Genomic DNA, 17,162 nt, shown 5'->3' with positions numbered 1-17,162 from the left:
CGTTCAAAATTCGAACGGGTTGCGAATCGCGACAGAAGGACGCAGGAGTCCAGCGCGATCCTGGGCAACCGAGGGTGCTCGACACCGAGCCGTCTGTGGCCATCGAGTAGAGCTCCAACGTCGGCGGAATCGACGAGCCCGCCGATCAATCGACGTCGCCGGCGGGGGCGCAACTCGCGAGTACGGTGGACTCTCCATCACCTGCCAATCTCTACGGGCGTCGCGAACCAGCGCAGACTCTCGGCCTCGGCCCCGAGATTCTGGCTTTCCCCACGCTTGGTAGGCGTCTCGGCCAGAATCCGGCGACCCTCCTCCAGGTAGTCCGACAGCCGTTCGATCGGCGCCGTCACCAGCGGCTTCGCCGGGCTTTCAAAGTCGACATCGCGAAGGCTTACCGGCGGCCTGGGACGGCCGCGCTCATGGCTCCACACGGCCGTCTCCGGATCGAACCGATACCGCGAGAGAAGTCGCCACCCATCTTCCGCGATGAGGTGGACGGCGTCCACGATGTACTCGAACACCTCTTCCCGGATGAAATAGTTGAAGTTGAGCCGGACCCAGCCGGGCTTCATGACCTCGCAACCCGTCGCGATCACCTCCTCGAAACGGCTGCTGGACTCGAGGTCGATGCCGAGCAACCGATGGCCGTATGGCCCGGCACAGGAGCACCCGCCACGGGCCTGGATCCCGAACAGATCGTTGAGGAGGGCGACGACGTAGTTGTGGTGGAGAACCTTCTCGCCGTAGCGGATCACGAAACTGGCGATGGACAGCCGCTCCGCGTCGTGATTCCCGAGGATATCGATGTTGGCGTTCTCCGACCACGAGGCGATCGCTCTCCGAATGAAACCGTGCTCGAGTTCGCGGATGCGGTCGATTCCCACCTGGTTCTTCAGCTTGAAGACGAGCCCGGCCTTGATCGAGCCGATGATCGCCGGCGTACCGCCTTCTTCGCGATGCTCGGGGTCGGCCAGGTAGGTATGGTCAACGGGGGATACGTATTGAACCGTTCCGCCACCCGGCACGGCCGGGACCTCATTGTCGAGCAAGTCCTTCCGCGCCACCAGGACGCCAGGAGTGCCTGGGCCCCCGATGAACTTGTGGGGTGAGATGAAGACGGCGTCCTTGTAGTCCCCGTCCTCCTCCGAACCCATGTCAATGTCCACGTAGGGGGCGGCTGCACCGAAGTCCCAGAAGGAAAGCGCCCCGTGCTCGTGGAGTTTCCCGGCGATGGCCTTCGTGTCCGATATGATGCCCGTAACGTTGGACCCCGCCGAGAACGAACCGATCTTGAGCGGCCGCCCGGCGAACTCGACGAGTCTATCCTCCAACTCGGCCAGGTCGATGTGGCCATCATCGCTCTCGTTGATCTCGATTACGTCGGCGATCGTCTCCCGCCAGGGCAATTCGTTCGAGTGGTGCTCATAGGGGCCTACGAAGACGACTGGCCGCTGCGCGATCGGGATCCGGGAAAGAAGATCGAAACGGTCGTCGAGTACTTTCGGAATCCGGAGACCGAGGATGGCGATCAGGCGGTCGATCGTCCCGGTGGCACCGTTTCCGGCAAAAATCACCGCGTGTTCCCGCTCGTTCGCACCGACGCACTTCCGGATGATTGCCCGGGCGTCCTCGCGCAACCGGGTCGTCTGAAGTCCCGTGCCCGAGGCCTCGGTATGTGTGTTGGCGTACAGGGGGAGAACCTGGTCGTGGATGAACTCCTCGATGAACGACAGGCACCTTCCAGATGCGCCATAGTCAGCATAGGTCAGCCGGCGCAGCCCGAAGGGAGTCTGCACGGCCGTGTCCCTGCCGACAACGGCTTCTCGAATTCTCTCGACGAGGTCCACCAGACCGACTCCTTCGACTAGACCGCACCGTTGCCTCCGCCGCCGGTGCGGTTCATCAACACCCCTCGAATCAATAATACCTGTCTTGACGTCCCTCCGCAGTCGTGGTATCGTTCCAGAACGATCATTTGGAAACGGTCATGCCACGCAATCGAGAATTCGATCCGCAGCAGGCCCTCGAGGACGCGATGGGCGTCTTCTGGGAGAAGGGTTGGTCGGCCACCTCGGTGGAAGACCTGGTTCGAGCGACGGGCGTCAATCGGTATGGGCTGTACGATGTGTATGGATCCAAGCGAGGCCTCTTTCTGGCCGCGCTGCGACACTACCACCGTACGGTGATCACCGAGGCCATCCGTGAGCTCGAGGAGCCCGCTGCGGGGCTGGAGGCCATCCAGGCCGTGTTCGCCCGGATAGTCGGGCGCGCTCGATCGGGTGAGGGACGCTTCGGCTGCCTGCTGTGCAACTCGGCCGAAGAGGTCGCGCCCTTCGACGAGGACGTAGCGGCCGAGGTGGCGGCTTACCAGCAGCGGCTCGCAACGAACTTCGCCAGCGCGGTCCGCGTGGCGCGCGCGGCTGGTGCGGTGGGAGGCGACCTGGACCCGGACGAAACCGGCCGATTCCTGGCCGGGCTGATCCAGGGGGCGAGCTATCTGATTCGCTCTCCGGCTTCGGCAGGCGAGGTCGAGGATTTCGTGCGGGTGGGACTTCGCATCCTGGGTTAGGTGCGACTTTTTTGGTCCTGTTTCTGAACGATCGTTCGGATATGATCACCACATACGATAAGGAGGATGGAAATGGCCATGATTCTTCGTGAGTTCGATATCGATGCTTCGCCGGACGATGCCTGGGCCGCGCTGCGCGAGGTCGGACGGGTAAACGAGCTCATCACCTTCCTGGGTGAGGTCTCGATCGACGGCGACACCCGTACCTGCGAGCTCGGCGATCAGGGCCAGCTCGAGGAGCTGATCGTATCGGCCGCAGACGAGCACCGTCGCCTGGCCTACTCGATCACGGCGTCTCCGTTCGAGTTCGAGCATCACCACGCGTCCATGCAGATCCTGCCCAACGGAGGGCAAGGCTCGCGCTTCGTCTGGTTCTCGGACGTGAAGCCCGACGGCGTGGCGCCCGCGCTGGAGCAGGCCGTCGACGCCGCCGTCGAGAGCTTCAAGCAGACGCTGAGGTAGGCGCTTTTCGGCCATGGGGCGCGGCGGTCGGTCGTACGCCGCGCTCCAGCCGGCGCAACTTTGGCGCATACCCGCCAAGTCCGGCGCAACTTTGGCGCATACCCGCCAAGTCCGGCGCAACTATGGCGGATGCCCGCCAAGTCCGGCGGGACGGAAGCTTCAGTAAGGGTTTAACCCCCTTTGAGCGAAATGCGAACTAGTTCGAACTTCGAACTAGTTGCGAATCGCGAAAAACGGACACACAGGTCCATCGAGACGAAGTCCCCGCAGAGGTGATTCGCTCCCGGAGCGTCACATATCGAAATCCGCTTCCTCGCACGTGGGGTGGACGTCGTAGCCAAGAAAGAAGTACGAGTGCCAGAGACGTTCTCCCACCAGCGGCCTGCCGGACCAAAGGGTGAGGTGTATCCCCTCGCGGCTCGTGCAGGCGCGGAAGACGTCCGGTGCCCCGTCTTGGTCGAAATCCACCGATACGCCCGTGGGGCCAAGCGCCACCAGAGGCGCTCCCCCAGATACGACGACCAGCGGACCGGAATCCGGCAGACCGTCGTCGCCCGTCTCTCCGTCCGCTCGTTCGAGGCGAAGCGCCATATCGCCGAATTCGCCCCACTCCGGGCAGCTGCCTGATTCTTGGCCGACGACGATGAACGCGCCACGGAAGGACGCTCTCGCGCTTCCGACTAATGGTATCGACGCCGCTTGCACCGTGTCGCCGATCTGGAGCGCGGAGTCAGGAGTGGCGAGGCACCAGCCGTCCGCCATGCCCGCCACGCCAATAACCGGCTTCGCCTGGCGGGCGTTGGCGGATTCCTCCTGGGCCGCGGCATCGTCCCGCCGATCCGGCTTGCAGGCGCCCGCGGCGATCAGCGTGAAAAGGACTCCAGCAATCAAACGCACCGACGCCACTCCCTTTTCCGGCTTGCCATAGCCTTGGGCGGCAGCGGACCGCCTGTTCCGGCTCTCGTTCTAATCCACCCACTCCGCGATGAACACGTTGGTGTTCCCAGCGTGCGCCGGATTGCGGTTGGAGCCCCACACCAGAAACCGCCCGTCCGGGCTGAACACCGGGAAGCCGTCGAAGCCCTCCGAGTACGTCAGGCGCTCCAGCTCGCCGCCGTCCAGGCGGATGCCGTAGAGCTCGAAGTCGCGGCCGGCGGGGTCGTGCGTGTTCGAGCTGAACACGATCCAGTCGCCCGATGGGTGCCAGTAGGGTCCGAAATTGGCCGCGCCGTTGGCCGTGAGCTGGCGAGCGTTCGCACCGTCGGCGTCGGCTACCCAGAGCTCCAGCCGCGACGGCCGGATCAGTCCGTCCTCGAGCAGCGCGAAGTAGTCGGCGAGCCCCTCCTCGCTCTCCGGATAGTGGGCACGCCACACGATCTTGCTGCCATCGGGGGAGAAGAACGCGCCGCCGTCGTACCCGTCTCGATGCGTCAGCCGCGTCACGTCCGACCCATCTGGAGCCATCGAGTACAGCTCCAGGTCGCCATCGCGCAGACTCGTGAAGACGATGCGGTCGCCGGTCGGCGAGAACGTGGCCTCGGCGTCGTAGCCGGGGGTGTCGGTCAAGCGCACCAGCGGACTCGAGCCGTCCGTCACGAAGATGTCGTAGGCCTCATTGAGGGGCCACACGTAGCCCCTGCTGTAGTCGGGCGGGGCCGGGCAGAAGTCACCGGCGAGGTGCGTGGAGGAGTAGAGTATTCTTTCGCCGTCGGGATAGAAGTAGGAGCACGTCGTACGACCCCCGCCGGTGCTGACCAGGGCCTGAGCACCCGTAGCCAGGTCCAGCGAGTAGATCTGGTCGCACCCTCCCTCCGGCGGAGTACGCTGGTAGACCAGGCTGCCGCCGTCGAAGGCGAAGTAAGCCTCCGCGTTCTCCCCGTCGAAGGTGAGCTGGCGGGCCGAGCGCAGGTGGCTCTCCTCGGGCAGGTCGGGGTACGGTTGGCCCGCGCCCACGACGAACGCGGCACCGGGGCCGTGAGCGAGCACGGTCGCGCCAGGCGTCTCCTGCGCCGTAGCCGGGTCGTCTACGCCGGTGCAGCTCGTCAGCAGCACGGAAGCGGCTACAAAGATGACAATCTTCTTCATCGATCGATCATGAACGGTTCGGACATCAGCATTCGCGGGGCCGCGGCGACGCTCGTCGGCGGACTTCTCCTGGCGCTCACGCCGCACGCAGCGCTACCCCAGCAAAGTTGTCCCGATCCGGATGGGTTCGCCGACGTCGCGAAAGGCGCCCTGGCTCACGTGCGATACCTGGCCGACGACGCGCTGGAGGGTCGCGCCGCGGCGAGCGAGGGGGAGCGGTGCGCGGCGGCCTATCTGGCCGATCGGCTGGGGGCGCTGGGGCTGGTTCCGGCCGGCGACCACGGCGCCTGGCTCCAGTCGTTTTCGGTGCGCACCGGCACCGCGGTCGAAGAGGCCCGGCTGGTCATATCCGGCGCGGACGCGGGAGCGGCGGGCGCGGGCTGGGCCCCCTTCGGATTCAGCGCATCGGGCAGCGTCACGGCTCCGCTGCGCGTGGTGAGTCCGCCCGATCCGCACGCCGCCCACGACGTCGCGCTCGGAGAGGCCCACGGGCGGATCGCCGTGATCAGCGTGGACGGGAGCGTCCAGGTCGACGCCCACTTTCTGGCGGCGTCCCTGGCGCGAGCGGGAGCCGCGGGCATGATCCTGCTGTACCCGGACGCCATCCCTCTGCCCGACCCCGGCAGCGAGATCCGTCCGGCGGTGGGCGTTCCGTCCGCCGCGGCCACGGGTAGGCTGGCCGAGAGCGTTCGCCGGGCCGCCGCGGCCCGCGCCGAAGCGTCCATCGCGGTTGCCGCCGCACCATCGATGTCGGAGGCGAGGAACGTCGTGGCTCTGCTGCCGGGAGACGACCCCGATCGGGCGAGCGAGCCGATCATCGTCGGCGCCCACTACGATCACCTGGGACGCGGCGGCCCGGGCTCGCTGGCGCCCGATTCCCGGGAAATCCACAACGGCGCGGATGACAACGCGAGCGGCACCGCCGCCCTGCTCGAAGTCGCCCGGCGGCTGAGCGAGGGTCCGGGGCTGGATCGGCCGGTGCTGTTCGTCGCCTTCAGCGGCGAGGAGCGCGGGCTCCTCGGCTCGGCCCACTTCGTGTCGCACCCCACGCGTCCGATCGACGGCGCCGTGGCGATGCTCAACATGGACATGGTCGGCAGACTCCGGGACGAGGCGCTTGCGGTTCACGGGCTGGGCACCGCGCAGGAGTGGGACGCGATACTGGATGCGGCCAACTCGGCAACGGACAGGCCTCTATCCATCACCCGTGTCGCCGACGGGTTTGGGCCCTCCGACCACTCCTCCTTCTACGGCGCCGGCGTCCCAGTGCTCTTCTTCTTCACCAACACGCACGCCGACTACCACCGTCCCTCGGACGACTGGGACTCGGTCAACGGCGAGGGCATCGAGCGAGTGGCAGGGCTGGTAGCCGAGGTCGTCCGCCGTTTGGCGGGCGATGAGGCTGCGCCGGCGCCCGCGATTACCCTGGTGCGGGGCGCGGGCAACCCGCACGGCGCTGCCTCCGGCGACGAGCCTGCGCCCAGCGGCTATGGACCGTACCTGGGTTCGATCCCCGACATGACCCCGATCGAGGGCGGAGTCCGCCTTACCGGTGTGCGCGAGGGCAGTCCCGCGGAGAAGGCCGGGCTGAGGGAGGGCGACGTGATCGTGAGCTTCGCGGGGCGAGACATCGACGACCTGTACGCCTTCACGTACGCCCTGCGGGAGAGTGAGCCGGGCGATGCGGTGGATATCGTCGTACTCAGAGACGGAGAGCCGGTGAGCCTTCGTGCGGTTCTGGAGCGTCGACGCTGATCCGCAACGGTCCACGTCTCCTCGTCCTGTACGTGCCCGGCCTCGACTTGCGGCGCGTGACGCCGGAGGCCACTCCCTTCCTGCAGAGCTTTGTCCGACAGTATCCAGCGGTCGATCTACGCACGCTGCCGTCGACCGAGTTGGTCCCCACGCTGATCACGGGGGTGTGGCCCCACGAGCACGGCGTGTGGCAGGTGAGCCTCGATTCCGGTGTGTCGCGTAACGCAGCGACCCGCCTCCTGGGGGCGGTGCCTGACGTGGTGAGTACGACGATCCAATGTGTTCGTCACCTGCTCGACAGCAGCTACGATCTCGCGGCCATCCCCTGGCGCCGCCGCCGCCACTTCCGGCAGCATCGATTCAAGTACACTAGGCGTCAGTCAGGTGATCTGAGCGGTCCCGAATCGGGCACGCTGTTCGACTGGGTGGGGGAGCGCTCGCGCTACCAGTTCACGCGGCACTGGAGCGACATGCCGCGACTCCTCGACTCGCTTCCCCAGGAAGGCCTGGACCTGGATTTCCTGGAGTTCTACGCGCTGGACCTGCTCTCCCATTGGCACCTGGATCAGCCGGACATCATGGCCGAGCACCTGCGCCGGCTGGACGATTTCGCGGGCGAGCTACTCGGTCGCTGTCGACACGAGGCCGTGACGCTCGTGCTCCTGGTCGATCATGGGCAGGAGCTGATCCGTAGTACGATCGACCTCACCGAGCCGCTGCGGGAATCGGGGGCGCGATCCACCGACTACCACTACTTCATCGAGGTCGGACAGGCGCGCCTGTGGTTCGAGACGGACGAGGCGCGCGCTGCGGTCACGACGAAGCTGAGCGGCGTCCCCGGTTTGAATCTGTTCACTTGGGAGGAGATGGCACGCTTCGACGTGCGCTTTCCCGACGCCAGCTTTGGCGAGCTCTACGCGATCGCCGACAACGGCGTGGCGTTCTTCCCGCACGACTTTTACCAGCCGCTGGCGAACCTCTACCTGGGTCTGACGAGTCCCGAGCAGCGTCCGCGCCGCCGGGATCCCCGCCACCGAGCGAACCACGGTCAGCTTCCGGATCACCCCTCCGAACGTGGCACGGTGGTGGTGGCTGACGGCGCGTGGCTGCCGACCACCGACGTGGGCCGGCTGATCGACTTTGCGCCCACGGTCCTGTCGATGCTGGGGCGCGCTGCCCCGGACCACCTGGAGGGAAAGCCGATGTTCGCGGCGCGCGCGCGGGGCGAGTGACGACCACGTCCTTCCTGCCGGGGCGTGGGCCCGGGCGTGGGCGCTTGCTTCTGCTTCTGCGTTGGGGAGCAGCAGCGCTGATCCTCTTCCTGCTGCTGCGCGCGGTCTCCGTGTCCGCGATCGTGGACGCCACGAGGGCGATCGAGCTGCGTTGGGCCGCCGCGGCGCTGGCGTTCAGCCTGGCCGCGCAGCTCGCGGTGGCCGGTCGCCTCAAGCTGCTCTCGGACGCGTTCGGGCTCGGGGCATCGCTTGCGGCGATGTTCCGGATCAACCTGGCGGCGCTGTTCTACGGGATGTTTCTGCCGGCCGGCAACGTCGCCGCCGCGGCCGTCCGCTACTACCGCATCGCGCGCCCGCGCGAAGAGTATTCTGCCGGGGCGGTCGTGCTCGTCCTGGACAGGTTGGCGGCCGCCGCGGCGCTGTGCGCGGTGGGGGTGGCCGCCTGGCTGCTGGCGGACCCGATCGACGGCCGCGCCGCGCTCGCCGTGATGGCCGCGGCGCTCGTCATCCTGCTGCTCGCCCACGTCGTGCTGCTGAGCAGGCGAGCGTCCAAGGCGGCGGAGTGGCTCGCACCGCGCCTGCCCGAAAGGCTCGCCCTGGCGAGCGTGGCGGCGCGCTCGCGGCGGGTGCCCGGTCGCGTTCTGCTCGGCGTCGCGGTCGCGTCGCTGGTGGCCCACGCGTTCGGGGTATTCGCCTATCAAGCGCTGGCGTGGGCGCTCGGCCTGGACGTTTCCCTGCTGACCATCGCCTGGGTTCGCTCCGCCGCCATGCTGGCCGCCATGCTGCCCATAGCCGTCGCGGGTCTGGGCGTGCGCGATGCGACCTTGTTCGCCCTGCTCGCACCCTACGGGGTGTCGGGAGGCCAGGCGCTCGCTTTTTCCCTGTCGGTGTTCGCGTGGACGATCGTGGCCGTCGGAGCGGTCGGTGGGGCGTTGGAGGGGTTTCGCGCGCTGGCTCACCGCTCCAATGAGGTTGCGGGTGTGTAGCTTCAAGGCGCTCGCACCTCCCAAATAGGCAGATGCGAACTCGTTCGAATTTCGAACGAGTTGCGAATCGCGAAAAAGGGGGGTCTAGTCGAATAGGATCAGGCGCCGCCGCCTGCCGACCCAGATCGCCCCAGCGCCTCCCGGTCTACGCGCGGGCTCTCAACCCGCGTCCGTACCACACGGCGACCAGGGTCAGGAACGCTACCTGGAGCGCCACCGCGACGCCCTGCGGCAGTCCCGCGAAGTCAGCCAGCGAGGGCGCCGCGAACCAGTAGTAGAGCGCGGCCGCCGCGGCCGCGAGCGCGGGCATCATTCTGTCCGAGCCCACACCGAAGAGGCGCACGATCAGCACCGTCAGGATGTAGCTCGCGGCCATCCAGGCGAAGACCTCCAGGTACACGGCCCCGGCGCTGGACAGCGGTCCGTCCACGGCGCGGAAGTACCCCAGCACAAAGCCCGGAAAGCCGGCTGCGAACGCCCCGAAGGGGGTGATGAGCCAGCCGTGTGATCGCCCCTTCCGACCCAGCGCGGCCTGCACCGCCTTCTGGGGCGACAGATCGATGCAGCCCTTCACCGAGCACAGCGTGCAGCGGGGACAGCGCGGGTTGCCGAGCTGCAGCAGCGGGCGTTGACCGTACAGCCGTTCGACCGGAAGCACCGGGCAGACCGCGTTGCAGAACCCGGCCTTGGCGTCGAACACGGCGCCGAGCACGAGAGCGGCGACGACCACCGCCACGACGGTGAGCGCCAGCGCGGGGCCGTTCGTGTTGAATACGAACCTGCGCGCCGGTACCAGAACGAGCAGCAGAACCATGCCGCCGCTGGCGGCGACTCGCATGGCCTTCTCGGACGGGATTCGGTTTCCGACCAGGCCGTTGGTCGCCATGTTGGCGGTCGCGAGCGGACACACGTTGCGCCACAACTGGGGCGAGATCAGCAGGGACGCGGGCACCAGGGGAATCAGGACGTTCCAGAGAACGCCGAGCGCCGTGTCGGGCGTCCGCAGCATGCCGAGCAGCAGCACCAAGGTGGCGGCGAACGCGACCACCTGGGCCACGGTCCACAGTCGGTCGGAGCGCGTGGCGGCGGCGCCGGGCATGGCCGCGCCGGTCACGGAGACACCCGAAACAGCGGAACGCAGCGCTCGGCGATACTTCCGACGTGACGGTGGTCTGTCCCGCAGCACCCTCCCATCACGGTCAGCGCCGGCAGCAGCCCCTTGAGGCGCGCGTAGTTCTCGCCCAGCTCGACGGGATCGCCCGAGTCGAGCTCCTCCGCTTCGTCCAGTTCCGCGTGGCTCAAACGCGATGCGTTCGCTCGCAGCCCCCCCAGGCGGCCCACCCAGGCGCCGCCCTCCGCCACGACATGCTCGAAGTGGGATGGATGCGCGCAGTTGATCATGAAGTAGGAAGCGTACCCGGAGGTCTCTGAGTCCACCTGCTCGATCGCTCCCTTCAAGGATTGGCCCGTCGGCAGGCGGCCGTCGGTCTCGACGGTAAATGCGATGACCACAGGCATGACCGCTTCCCGGGCGGCGCGCACGACCCCGATCGCCTCCTCCACGTAGTTCATGGTAAGGGCGGTGACCAGATCGGCCGCGGTATCGGCGAACGTGTCTATCTGCTCACGGTGGTACGCGTGCGCCTCCTCTTCCGACATGGTGCTTCCCGGCGAGTAGCCGTCTCCGCGGGGGCCGACGCAGCCGCTGATGACCACCGGCGTCTCTTCCGACTCGTATTCGTCCCGGATCTCCTCCAGCAGGCCGATCGCTCCGCGGTTGGCCTCGGCCAGCGCCGCCGCGTCGTAGCCCAGCCGCGCCGCCCAGTCCGGGTTGGCCCTCCAGGTGGCGCTTTCCAGGACCACGCCGACGCCGAATCGCCTGGCGATGTCTCCGTACGCCCGGAAGTACTTGCGCAGGGCGTCGCGGCCTTCGGCCGTCCCGAGGAGAGGGAACGTCGCAAAATCCGGCAGCTCCAGACCTTCGTGGAAGATCAGGGTCGTCTCGATGCCGCCGTCGGTCAGAAACAGATCACTCCCGAGTTGCGGGAGTGCGCTTCGATATCTTGCCATCGTCTCCTCCCAGGGTGTGGCGATCCGCGGACCAACGTGTCGCACCGCCGACCATGACTGCAACCCAAACCCCCGCGCCGTCATCGGTATTAGTGCATCCAGAGAGGCGGACGCCTGCCGACTTGTCCCGCCCGGCACCTCGTCCAAGACTGTGACGATCTCAGCGCTGAGACCGGAGGAAGAAATGACCCGTAGGACAGGCATCAATTGGTGGATGCGCCAGGCGACCCTGGCGTTGGCCGTCATGCTGGCGGCGCCCGCCGTCGCGGTCGCCCAAAAGGATGGCGACGGCGAGGAAGAGAAGGACCCGTTCGAGAAGCTCGTGGACGGTGCGGAGCACATCGAGGGCTACTTCGACATGTACCGCAAGGACGGCAAGCTGTACCTGGCGGTCATGCCCGAGCAGCTCGATCAGGATTTCCTGATGGACATGCGCGTCGCCCAGGGCATCGGCGCCGGCGGCCTGTTCGGCGGGACCACGCTGTCGTTTTTCGAGATGGACCTGATGGCGCTGGAACGGCACGGGGAAAAGCTCTACCTCATGCAGCGGCCGCACCGTTTCGGCGCCCCGGACGACGCGCGGGCACAGGACGCGGTGGACATCACGCTGGGATCCTCGGTCGTGCAGAGCGCGAAGGTGGAGGCCACGCGGCCCGACTCGGCGGCGGTCATCGACGTGACCGAATGGTTCGTGTCCGATCTTTCGGGGGTGAGCCGCAGGCTGCGCTTCGTCGCGCGGACGCGCACGGGTCAGCCCGGTAGCGTCTCCTTCGACAAGGGCCGCAGCTTCCTGGAGGAGACCAAGGGCTTCGAGAACAACGTCGGCATCCGCACGCGCCTGACGTTCAAGCCCGGTCAGCCGGTCGGGCTGCCGTCTGTTCCCGACGGCCGCTACATTTCGCTGTCGGTCCACTACACGCTCGCGCGCCTGCCCGAGTTGCCCATGGAGCGCAGGCTCGCCGACGAGCGGCTCGGCAACTTCACCACGGTGCACAAGGACTTCAGCCTGGAAGACAGCACGTTCTTCCGGCGCTACGTGAACCGCTGGCGGCTCGAGCGCGGCGAGCAGGTGGGCGATCGCTGGAGGCCGGTCCAGCCCATCGTCTACTACATCGACCACAACGTGCCCGACGAGTACCGAGGCTGGTTCAAGGAGGGCGTGGAGCGCTGGAATCGGGCGTTCGAGGCCGCCGGCTGGGAGGGCGCCCTGGAAGCGCGCGACCTGCCGGAGGGCGCCGACCCGGACGACATGCAGTACTCCACTTTGCGCTGGAATACGTCCGACCGGCCCGGATACGGCGCGATCGGACCGTCGAAGGTCGATCCCCGCACCGGCGAGACGCTCGACGCGGACATCCTGTTCGAGGCCAACATGTTCAGGGGCTTCCGCAACACGTGGCGCAACCTGGTGAACCCCATGACCGCGGCCGAGGCCTTCGACCAGGCGCTGGGAGTTGGCGCGTTCGAGGCCCCGGAGGGCGAGGCGCCGGGCGTGGAGCTGCCCGGCTTCGGCACGGCGCTGGAGGCGCAGGGCTCGCTGGCCGGGCTTCTCCTCGCGGCGAAGGGCGAGGCGGACCCGGGCGCCCCGCTGCCCGACGAGATCCTGGAGGCGTTCACCATCTGGGTGGTGATGCACGAGGTGGGGCACACGCTGGGACTCCAGCACAACTTCCGCTCGTCGGCGAGCACGCCCAACGAGCTGCTTCACGACACCGACTTCACGAGCCGCAACGGCGTGTTCAGCTCGGTGATGGAGTACCCGACGATCAACCTCAGCGCGAACGGCGCCAACGGGCACTGGTACACTTCCGCTCCGGGCTCCTACGACCGCTGGGTGATCACGTACGGATACGCGAACGACCAGGAAGAGGCGGACGCGGCGGCGCGCGACGTCTCCAAGCTGGAGCACATGTTCGGTACCGAGGCCGGCGGGCCGGGCGCGCTGGATCCGACGATCAACGTGTACGACCTGGGCGCCGACCCGTTGGCCTGGGGCGCGGAGCGCAGCGAGCTGATCCGCGGGATGTGGGAGCGGCTGCCGGAGTACGTCCTGGAGGACAACACGCCCTACGCCGAAATGCGGGGCGCGTTGGGGCAGCTCATGAACGAGTACGCGCGCGCGGTGGCCCCGGCGGTCAAGTACATCGGCGGGCAGTACATGAACCGCGACCGGTTCGGCGACGGCCGCCAGCCGTTCGTCAACGTCCCCAAGACGGAGCAGGAGAAGGCGCTCGCGCTGCTGGTCGACAGGGTGTTCGCCGTTGACGCGCTGACTCTGAGTGAGGAGATGCTGCAGAGCATCGGACCGGAACGGCGGTCCGGCTGGGGACAGGCGAACACGATCAACGGTCGCTACGACTTCCCCTATCACTCCCTCACGCTGAACCTCCAGTCCAACGTGCTGAACCAGCTCCTGGGCGCGGCCCGGCTGGCGCGGATCCGGGACAGCGAGACCAAGTTCGGCTACACCAACGTGGTCACGATTCCCGAGCTGTTCGGCGCGCTCACGGACGCAATCTGGAGCGACCTGTCGGCGCGGACGATCTCCGCGTCGCGGCGCGATCTGCAGCGCGCCTATCTGGACGCCATGACGAACCTCATCGTGGAGCCGGCCCAGGGCACGCCGGCAGACGCGCGCTCGGTCGCGAGGGCGCAGTTGACGCAGCTGCGCGGCAGTATCCGCAACGCTGCGGCGGGCGGCGCGTACACGCGGGCTCACCTGGCCGAGTCCCTCGCGCGTATCGAGAAGGCACTGGACGCGGGCCTGGAAGCGGAAGGCTAGGGCAAGGGGCTACGGGGCGCGGCGCCGGGCCGCGCACCGCAGCGACCTACGTGGAGGGGTCCCGTCGGCGTTAGCCGGCGGGGCCCTTTCCTTGCAGCAGGAGGACGACTCCGACCACGATCGCGATCACCATTCCCACCACCCAGACGAACCGGCCCGGCGTGCTGTTCAGCTCGATCCCGAAGAACTCCAGCTCGACCCGGTCGCTCAGGCCTAGCAGGCCGATCAAGCCGATCGCCAGGCCCGGCAGGCCCATGACCAGCAAGCCGCAGCCGAGGCCTTCCCGGAAGGTGTGTGGGCGGGGCGAGCCGGTCGCATCAGGTGGGGAAGTCGGCACCGGTCAGCGGATCGTGTACTCGGTGCGGGGCAGCTCGTCGACGAAGGTGCGGAAGGCCTCGTTGTAGAAATTCTTGCGCAAGCGCCAGACCATCTGGAATCCGGGAGCGGCCAGGTACGACGCGTACTGCCGGAGCATGGCCTCCCATATGTCCGGGGCCAGCCTGCCGTGGACGTAGTGTCCATGGGCCTCTTCCCAAACACGGAAGACCCGCTGAATCCCAACGATCAGCTGGAGTGTCTCGGCATCCGTGAGCGAGTCGTCGCCGCGGTTTGTTCTCGTGAAAAGGTCTGCCATTCGGGCGTCCGTGAACGTGCAGATGCTCTCTCGGAAGCCGACCGAGATTTCGTGCATCGCCGCGCGTCGGGACTCGTCGTTCTGCGTGCGAATCTGCACGGCCAGGTAGGCAAGTGAGATTACGACGGCCACCGCGCCGAGGCTCTCGCCGATCGCACCAATCGCTTCCCAGTTCACAGAGGGTGCCTCTCCATGCACAAGAACGCAGCTTTTCGGGGTGGGCGCGCCAAGGATGTCGGCCGCGCCGAAGGCGACGCAAGTCCGGCGGCGACTGGGCCCGGCTGGTGACCTCTCATTTCACCAGCCCCAGGGACTGGAACGTCGCCCTGCCCGCACCGGGCTCGACTCCGGAGGCGTACACCGCCCGTGCGGCCGCCGCATCGTAGGGGCTGAGGCGCGGGAACAGAGCCCCGGCGAAGACCGGCGGCGGCCCACCCATCAGCGACGCGATCGGCCCCTCGATGTGGTTCATGCCCAGGATGCCGTGCCCGACGATGTCGTGCGGGAAGGCCTGGATGCTGGAGATTTTCTGTACCGCGCGGCTCGACGCCAGGACAGGGAACGTGCGGAACTGGTGGATCGTGCAGCCGCGCTCGAACGGACAGCCGACGGACTGCGGATCCGGGTGTCGGGTGCCGGTCACCTCGTCGAGGCCGGGGATCGGGTCTGGATCCTCGGTGACGCTCCACTCGACCGTCACCTGGCCGAGAGTCGCGTCCTCCACCTGTTCCAGCGACTCGACGACGGCGGCGATCGCTTCGTCGCCCAGGGTGGTAGAGATCCGAACCGTGACGTGGGTCCCAAGCGGGAAGCCCTTGAAGCGACCGCCGCTGAAGGTCACGCAAGCGCCGTCGGCCATCTCGCACAGCGGGCCGCTGCCCAGGTACAGGGCCTGGACGACATCCCTGAGGTCGAGCGAGTGAACGACGACGGGCGCGGACGCCGGGCCGGAGCCGAACTCGTTGTCCGCGCCCACCTGGATGAACGCCTCGCCAACGACGAGATCCATCTCGGCGGTCGGTTCCGCGACGTCCCCCAGGGAGCCGAGGTCCGAGAGGCCGGGTGCCGAGCCGACATCGACCCGGTAGGATGTCGCCCCCGGAACGGCCTCCCAGGCGATCGTCACCCGGTTGCCCGCAAGCGACGGCAGGATCTCAGCGCTCACGCCGCGGGGGGCGGCCGGCACGCCCTCGGGCTCGATAGCGCCGTCGCACGCGGCCACCGAGACAGCCAGCAAGAGCAGGGTCGACAGCCTGCGAGAGGTTTTGCTCACACCGGGCCAATCGGGACGAACCTCACCCGCGTTCCCCAGAGGTCGGTCGCGATCGCCTCCGTCTCATCCTCTTCTACCGCGTAACCCGCCTCCTCGATGGCCCGCGCGGCGGCGCTCACGTCCTCGGACGTCGGCAACTCGACGGTCCACTCCAGCAGCCGCGCGTCGTCCTCGGTCTGCGGCACCGGAGGCGCCCAGGTGTTCAAGCCCAGGTGGTGATGGTAGCCGCCGGCGGACAGGAACAATGCGCCCGGATACGACCAGGTCGTCTTGTCGAAGCCGATGGCTTCGTGGTAGAACGCCGCCGCCTCGACCAGGTCCCCCACGTGAAGGTGGACGTGGCCGATGACGGCGCCTGCGGGAAGTCCGCTCCACGGAGCGCCGGCGCTCGCGCCAATGAGCCCGTCGCGGTCGAGGGCTACCGTCGTCATGGCCAGCTCACGCCCCCGGCGACGCCAGCTCTCTCTAGGCCGATCGGCATAGACCTCGATCCCAAGGCCGTCGGGGTCGCTCAGATAGAGCGCCTCGCTGACCAGATGATCGGCCGAGCCGGGCGCAACGCCGATGTTCTCCAGGTGGCCCACAACCCGCCCCAACGCAGCCCGGTCCGGGAGCAGGATCGCGAAGTGATAGAGCCCCAGCCTCCCGCGCGGAGGAACGGGCCGCGCCCCGGGCCTCTCCCGCAACTCCACGAGCGGCGTGCCGTGGCCGTGCGCGCCGAGCAAGACGGAGTTGCCTTCGTCGGCCAGGGCCTTCATGCCGATGACGGCTTCGTAGTACTCGACGGATCGGCCCAGGTCGGACACCTGGAGGCGCACGGTACCGAGCCGCGTCTCGGCTGGTAGCTGGTTGGGCGACGCGATGCCCCATTCGGAGTCGTTTGTCATGGCGTCAGCTCATCGCCTTGGTTCGCCGCCTCCAAGCCCGAGCAATCTGCGCGCGGGCCAGCTCGGGGCGCGAATGCTTGCCCAACTTTGACATCGGCCAGGTTGTCCGTGGAGGCAGGCGATGGGTAGGATCGGGGCACGAAGCCTGACACCAGAAGGGATGATCGATGAGAACTCCCGGGTCTGCGGGGCTCCTGGCAGCATTTGCATGTGCGTTGACTCCAACGGCGACCATCGCGCAGCAGGCGGCGCCAGTCCCGACGGTCGCGTCGGTGCACACCCTCCAGCTCCAGGACACCATTCGCTCATGGGGCCGCCTGGGTGGGATGGCCTCCGACCGCCTGGGCTTCCTCTACATCTCCAGCTTCGGCGAGGCGGTCTGGCGGGTGACACCCGACGGCGTGGTGACCAGGATCGCCGACGGCCT

General features: G+C 67.6%; 16 protein-coding genes. 7 read left to right on the top strand and 9 right to left on the bottom strand.

Translation table 11 applies throughout. The features are described from left to right. Positions 1 to 197 precede the first annotated feature (197 nt). Positions 198 to 1,847, bottom strand: coding sequence for an aminotransferase class V-fold PLP-dependent enzyme (locus tag ABFS34_05030; protein MEN8374792.1), 1,650 nt, complete (start codon positions 1,845 to 1,847; stop codon positions 198 to 200). A gap of 140 nt (positions 1,848 to 1,987) precedes the next feature. Here ABFS34_05030 and ABFS34_05025 point away from each other — a divergent pair, with 140 nt between their 5' ends. After that, positions 1,988 to 2,569: a TetR/AcrR family transcriptional regulator gene (locus ABFS34_05025; GenBank protein ID MEN8374791.1), complete on the top strand. Its 582-nt coding sequence runs from the start codon at positions 1,988 to 1,990 to the stop codon at positions 2,567 to 2,569. A 72-nt stretch (positions 2,570 to 2,641) separates the two neighbouring features. Beyond that, a complete protein-coding gene (locus ABFS34_05020; protein ID MEN8374790.1) occupies positions 2,642 to 3,031 on the top strand; it encodes an SRPBCC family protein in 390 nt (129 codons plus the stop codon). A 291-nt stretch (positions 3,032 to 3,322) separates the two neighbouring features. Here the strand turns inward: ABFS34_05020 and ABFS34_05015 are convergent, their stop codons facing one another. Together ABFS34_05015 and ABFS34_05010 are read right to left on the bottom strand one after the other, a co-directional pair. After that, positions 3,323 to 3,928 carry a hypothetical protein gene (locus tag ABFS34_05015; protein MEN8374789.1) on the bottom strand — a complete coding sequence of 202 codons (606 nt, stop codon included), beginning with the start codon at positions 3,926 to 3,928 and terminating at the stop codon, positions 3,323 to 3,325. 69 nt (positions 3,929 to 3,997) lie between these two features. Then, positions 3,998 to 5,116 (bottom strand): hypothetical protein, encoded by a 1,119-nt coding sequence (locus ABFS34_05010; protein ID MEN8374788.1) that lies wholly within the window; start codon positions 5,114 to 5,116, stop codon positions 3,998 to 4,000. A 9-nt stretch (positions 5,117 to 5,125) separates the two neighbouring features. Here ABFS34_05010 and ABFS34_05005 point away from each other — a divergent pair, with 9 nt between their 5' ends. The 3 genes from ABFS34_05005 to ABFS34_04995 are packed head-to-tail and all read left to right on the top strand — an operon-like array spanning position 5,126 to position 9,089. Next, the gene (locus ABFS34_05005; GenBank protein ID MEN8374787.1) at positions 5,126 to 6,871 is read left to right on the top strand and encodes a M20/M25/M40 family metallo-hydrolase; all 1,746 of its coding nucleotides are present in this window, start codon (positions 5,126 to 5,128) and stop codon (positions 6,869 to 6,871) included. Positions 6,872 to 6,903: 32 nt separating this feature from the next. Further along, complete coding sequence (locus ABFS34_05000; protein MEN8374786.1) at positions 6,904 to 8,103, top strand: alkaline phosphatase family protein; 1,200 nt, start codon at positions 6,904 to 6,906, stop codon at positions 8,101 to 8,103. After that, positions 8,100 to 9,089 carry a lysylphosphatidylglycerol synthase transmembrane domain-containing protein gene (locus ABFS34_04995; GenBank protein ID MEN8374785.1) on the top strand — a complete coding sequence of 330 codons (990 nt, stop codon included), beginning with the start codon at positions 8,100 to 8,102 and terminating at the stop codon, positions 9,087 to 9,089. The genes ABFS34_05000 and ABFS34_04995 overlap by 4 nt, the downstream gene beginning before the upstream one ends. 145 nt (positions 9,090 to 9,234) lie before the next feature. On the opposite strand, the gene ABFS34_04990 is transcribed toward ABFS34_04995, so the two are convergent. Both ABFS34_04990 and ABFS34_04985 read right to left on the bottom strand, forming a co-directional pair. Continuing rightward, the gene (locus ABFS34_04990; protein ID MEN8374784.1) at positions 9,235 to 10,203 is read right to left on the bottom strand and encodes a hypothetical protein; all 969 of its coding nucleotides are present in this window, start codon (positions 10,201 to 10,203) and stop codon (positions 9,235 to 9,237) included. Then, positions 10,200 to 11,159 (bottom strand): homocysteine S-methyltransferase family protein, encoded by a 960-nt coding sequence (locus ABFS34_04985; GenBank protein MEN8374783.1) that lies wholly within the window; start codon positions 11,157 to 11,159, stop codon positions 10,200 to 10,202. Before ABFS34_04985 ends, ABFS34_04990 begins: the two co-directional genes overlap by 4 nt. Before the next feature lie 184 nt (positions 11,160 to 11,343). Between ABFS34_04985 and ABFS34_04980 the strand changes: the two genes are divergently transcribed. Further along, the gene (locus ABFS34_04980) at positions 11,344 to 13,941 is read left to right on the top strand and encodes a zinc-dependent metalloprotease (GenBank protein MEN8374782.1); all 2,598 of its coding nucleotides are present in this window, start codon (positions 11,344 to 11,346) and stop codon (positions 13,939 to 13,941) included. 70 nt (positions 13,942 to 14,011) lie between these two features. On the opposite strand, the gene ABFS34_04975 is transcribed toward ABFS34_04980, so the two are convergent. The 4 genes from ABFS34_04975 to ABFS34_04960 form a co-directional block, all read right to left on the bottom strand. Beyond that, positions 14,012 to 14,278 (bottom strand): hypothetical protein, encoded by a 267-nt coding sequence (locus ABFS34_04975; protein ID MEN8374781.1) that lies wholly within the window; start codon positions 14,276 to 14,278, stop codon positions 14,012 to 14,014. A gap of 3 nt (positions 14,279 to 14,281) precedes the next feature. Next, positions 14,282 to 14,752 (bottom strand): hypothetical protein, encoded by a 471-nt coding sequence (locus tag ABFS34_04970; GenBank protein MEN8374780.1) that lies wholly within the window; start codon positions 14,750 to 14,752, stop codon positions 14,282 to 14,284. Positions 14,753 to 14,867: 115 nt separating this feature from the next. Beyond that, complete coding sequence (locus tag ABFS34_04965) at positions 14,868 to 15,848, bottom strand: hypothetical protein (GenBank protein MEN8374779.1); 981 nt, start codon at positions 15,846 to 15,848, stop codon at positions 14,868 to 14,870. Then, complete coding sequence (locus tag ABFS34_04960; protein MEN8374778.1) at positions 15,845 to 16,735, bottom strand: VOC family protein; 891 nt, start codon at positions 16,733 to 16,735, stop codon at positions 15,845 to 15,847. The genes ABFS34_04965 and ABFS34_04960 overlap by 4 nt, the downstream gene beginning before the upstream one ends. 215 nt (positions 16,736 to 16,950) lie before the next feature. Here ABFS34_04960 and ABFS34_04955 point away from each other — a divergent pair. Then, positions 16,951 to 17,162: hypothetical protein (locus ABFS34_04955; protein MEN8374777.1), on the top strand; the 212-nt coding region annotated here is incomplete at its 3' end.

The organism is Gemmatimonadota bacterium (assembly GCA_039715185.1).
Taxonomy (GTDB): Bacteria; Gemmatimonadota; Gemmatimonadetes; order Longimicrobiales; family RSA9; genus DATHRK01.
The sequence above is the reverse complement of the archived record's forward strand: the minus strand, read 5'-3'. Positions and strand labels throughout refer to the sequence as shown.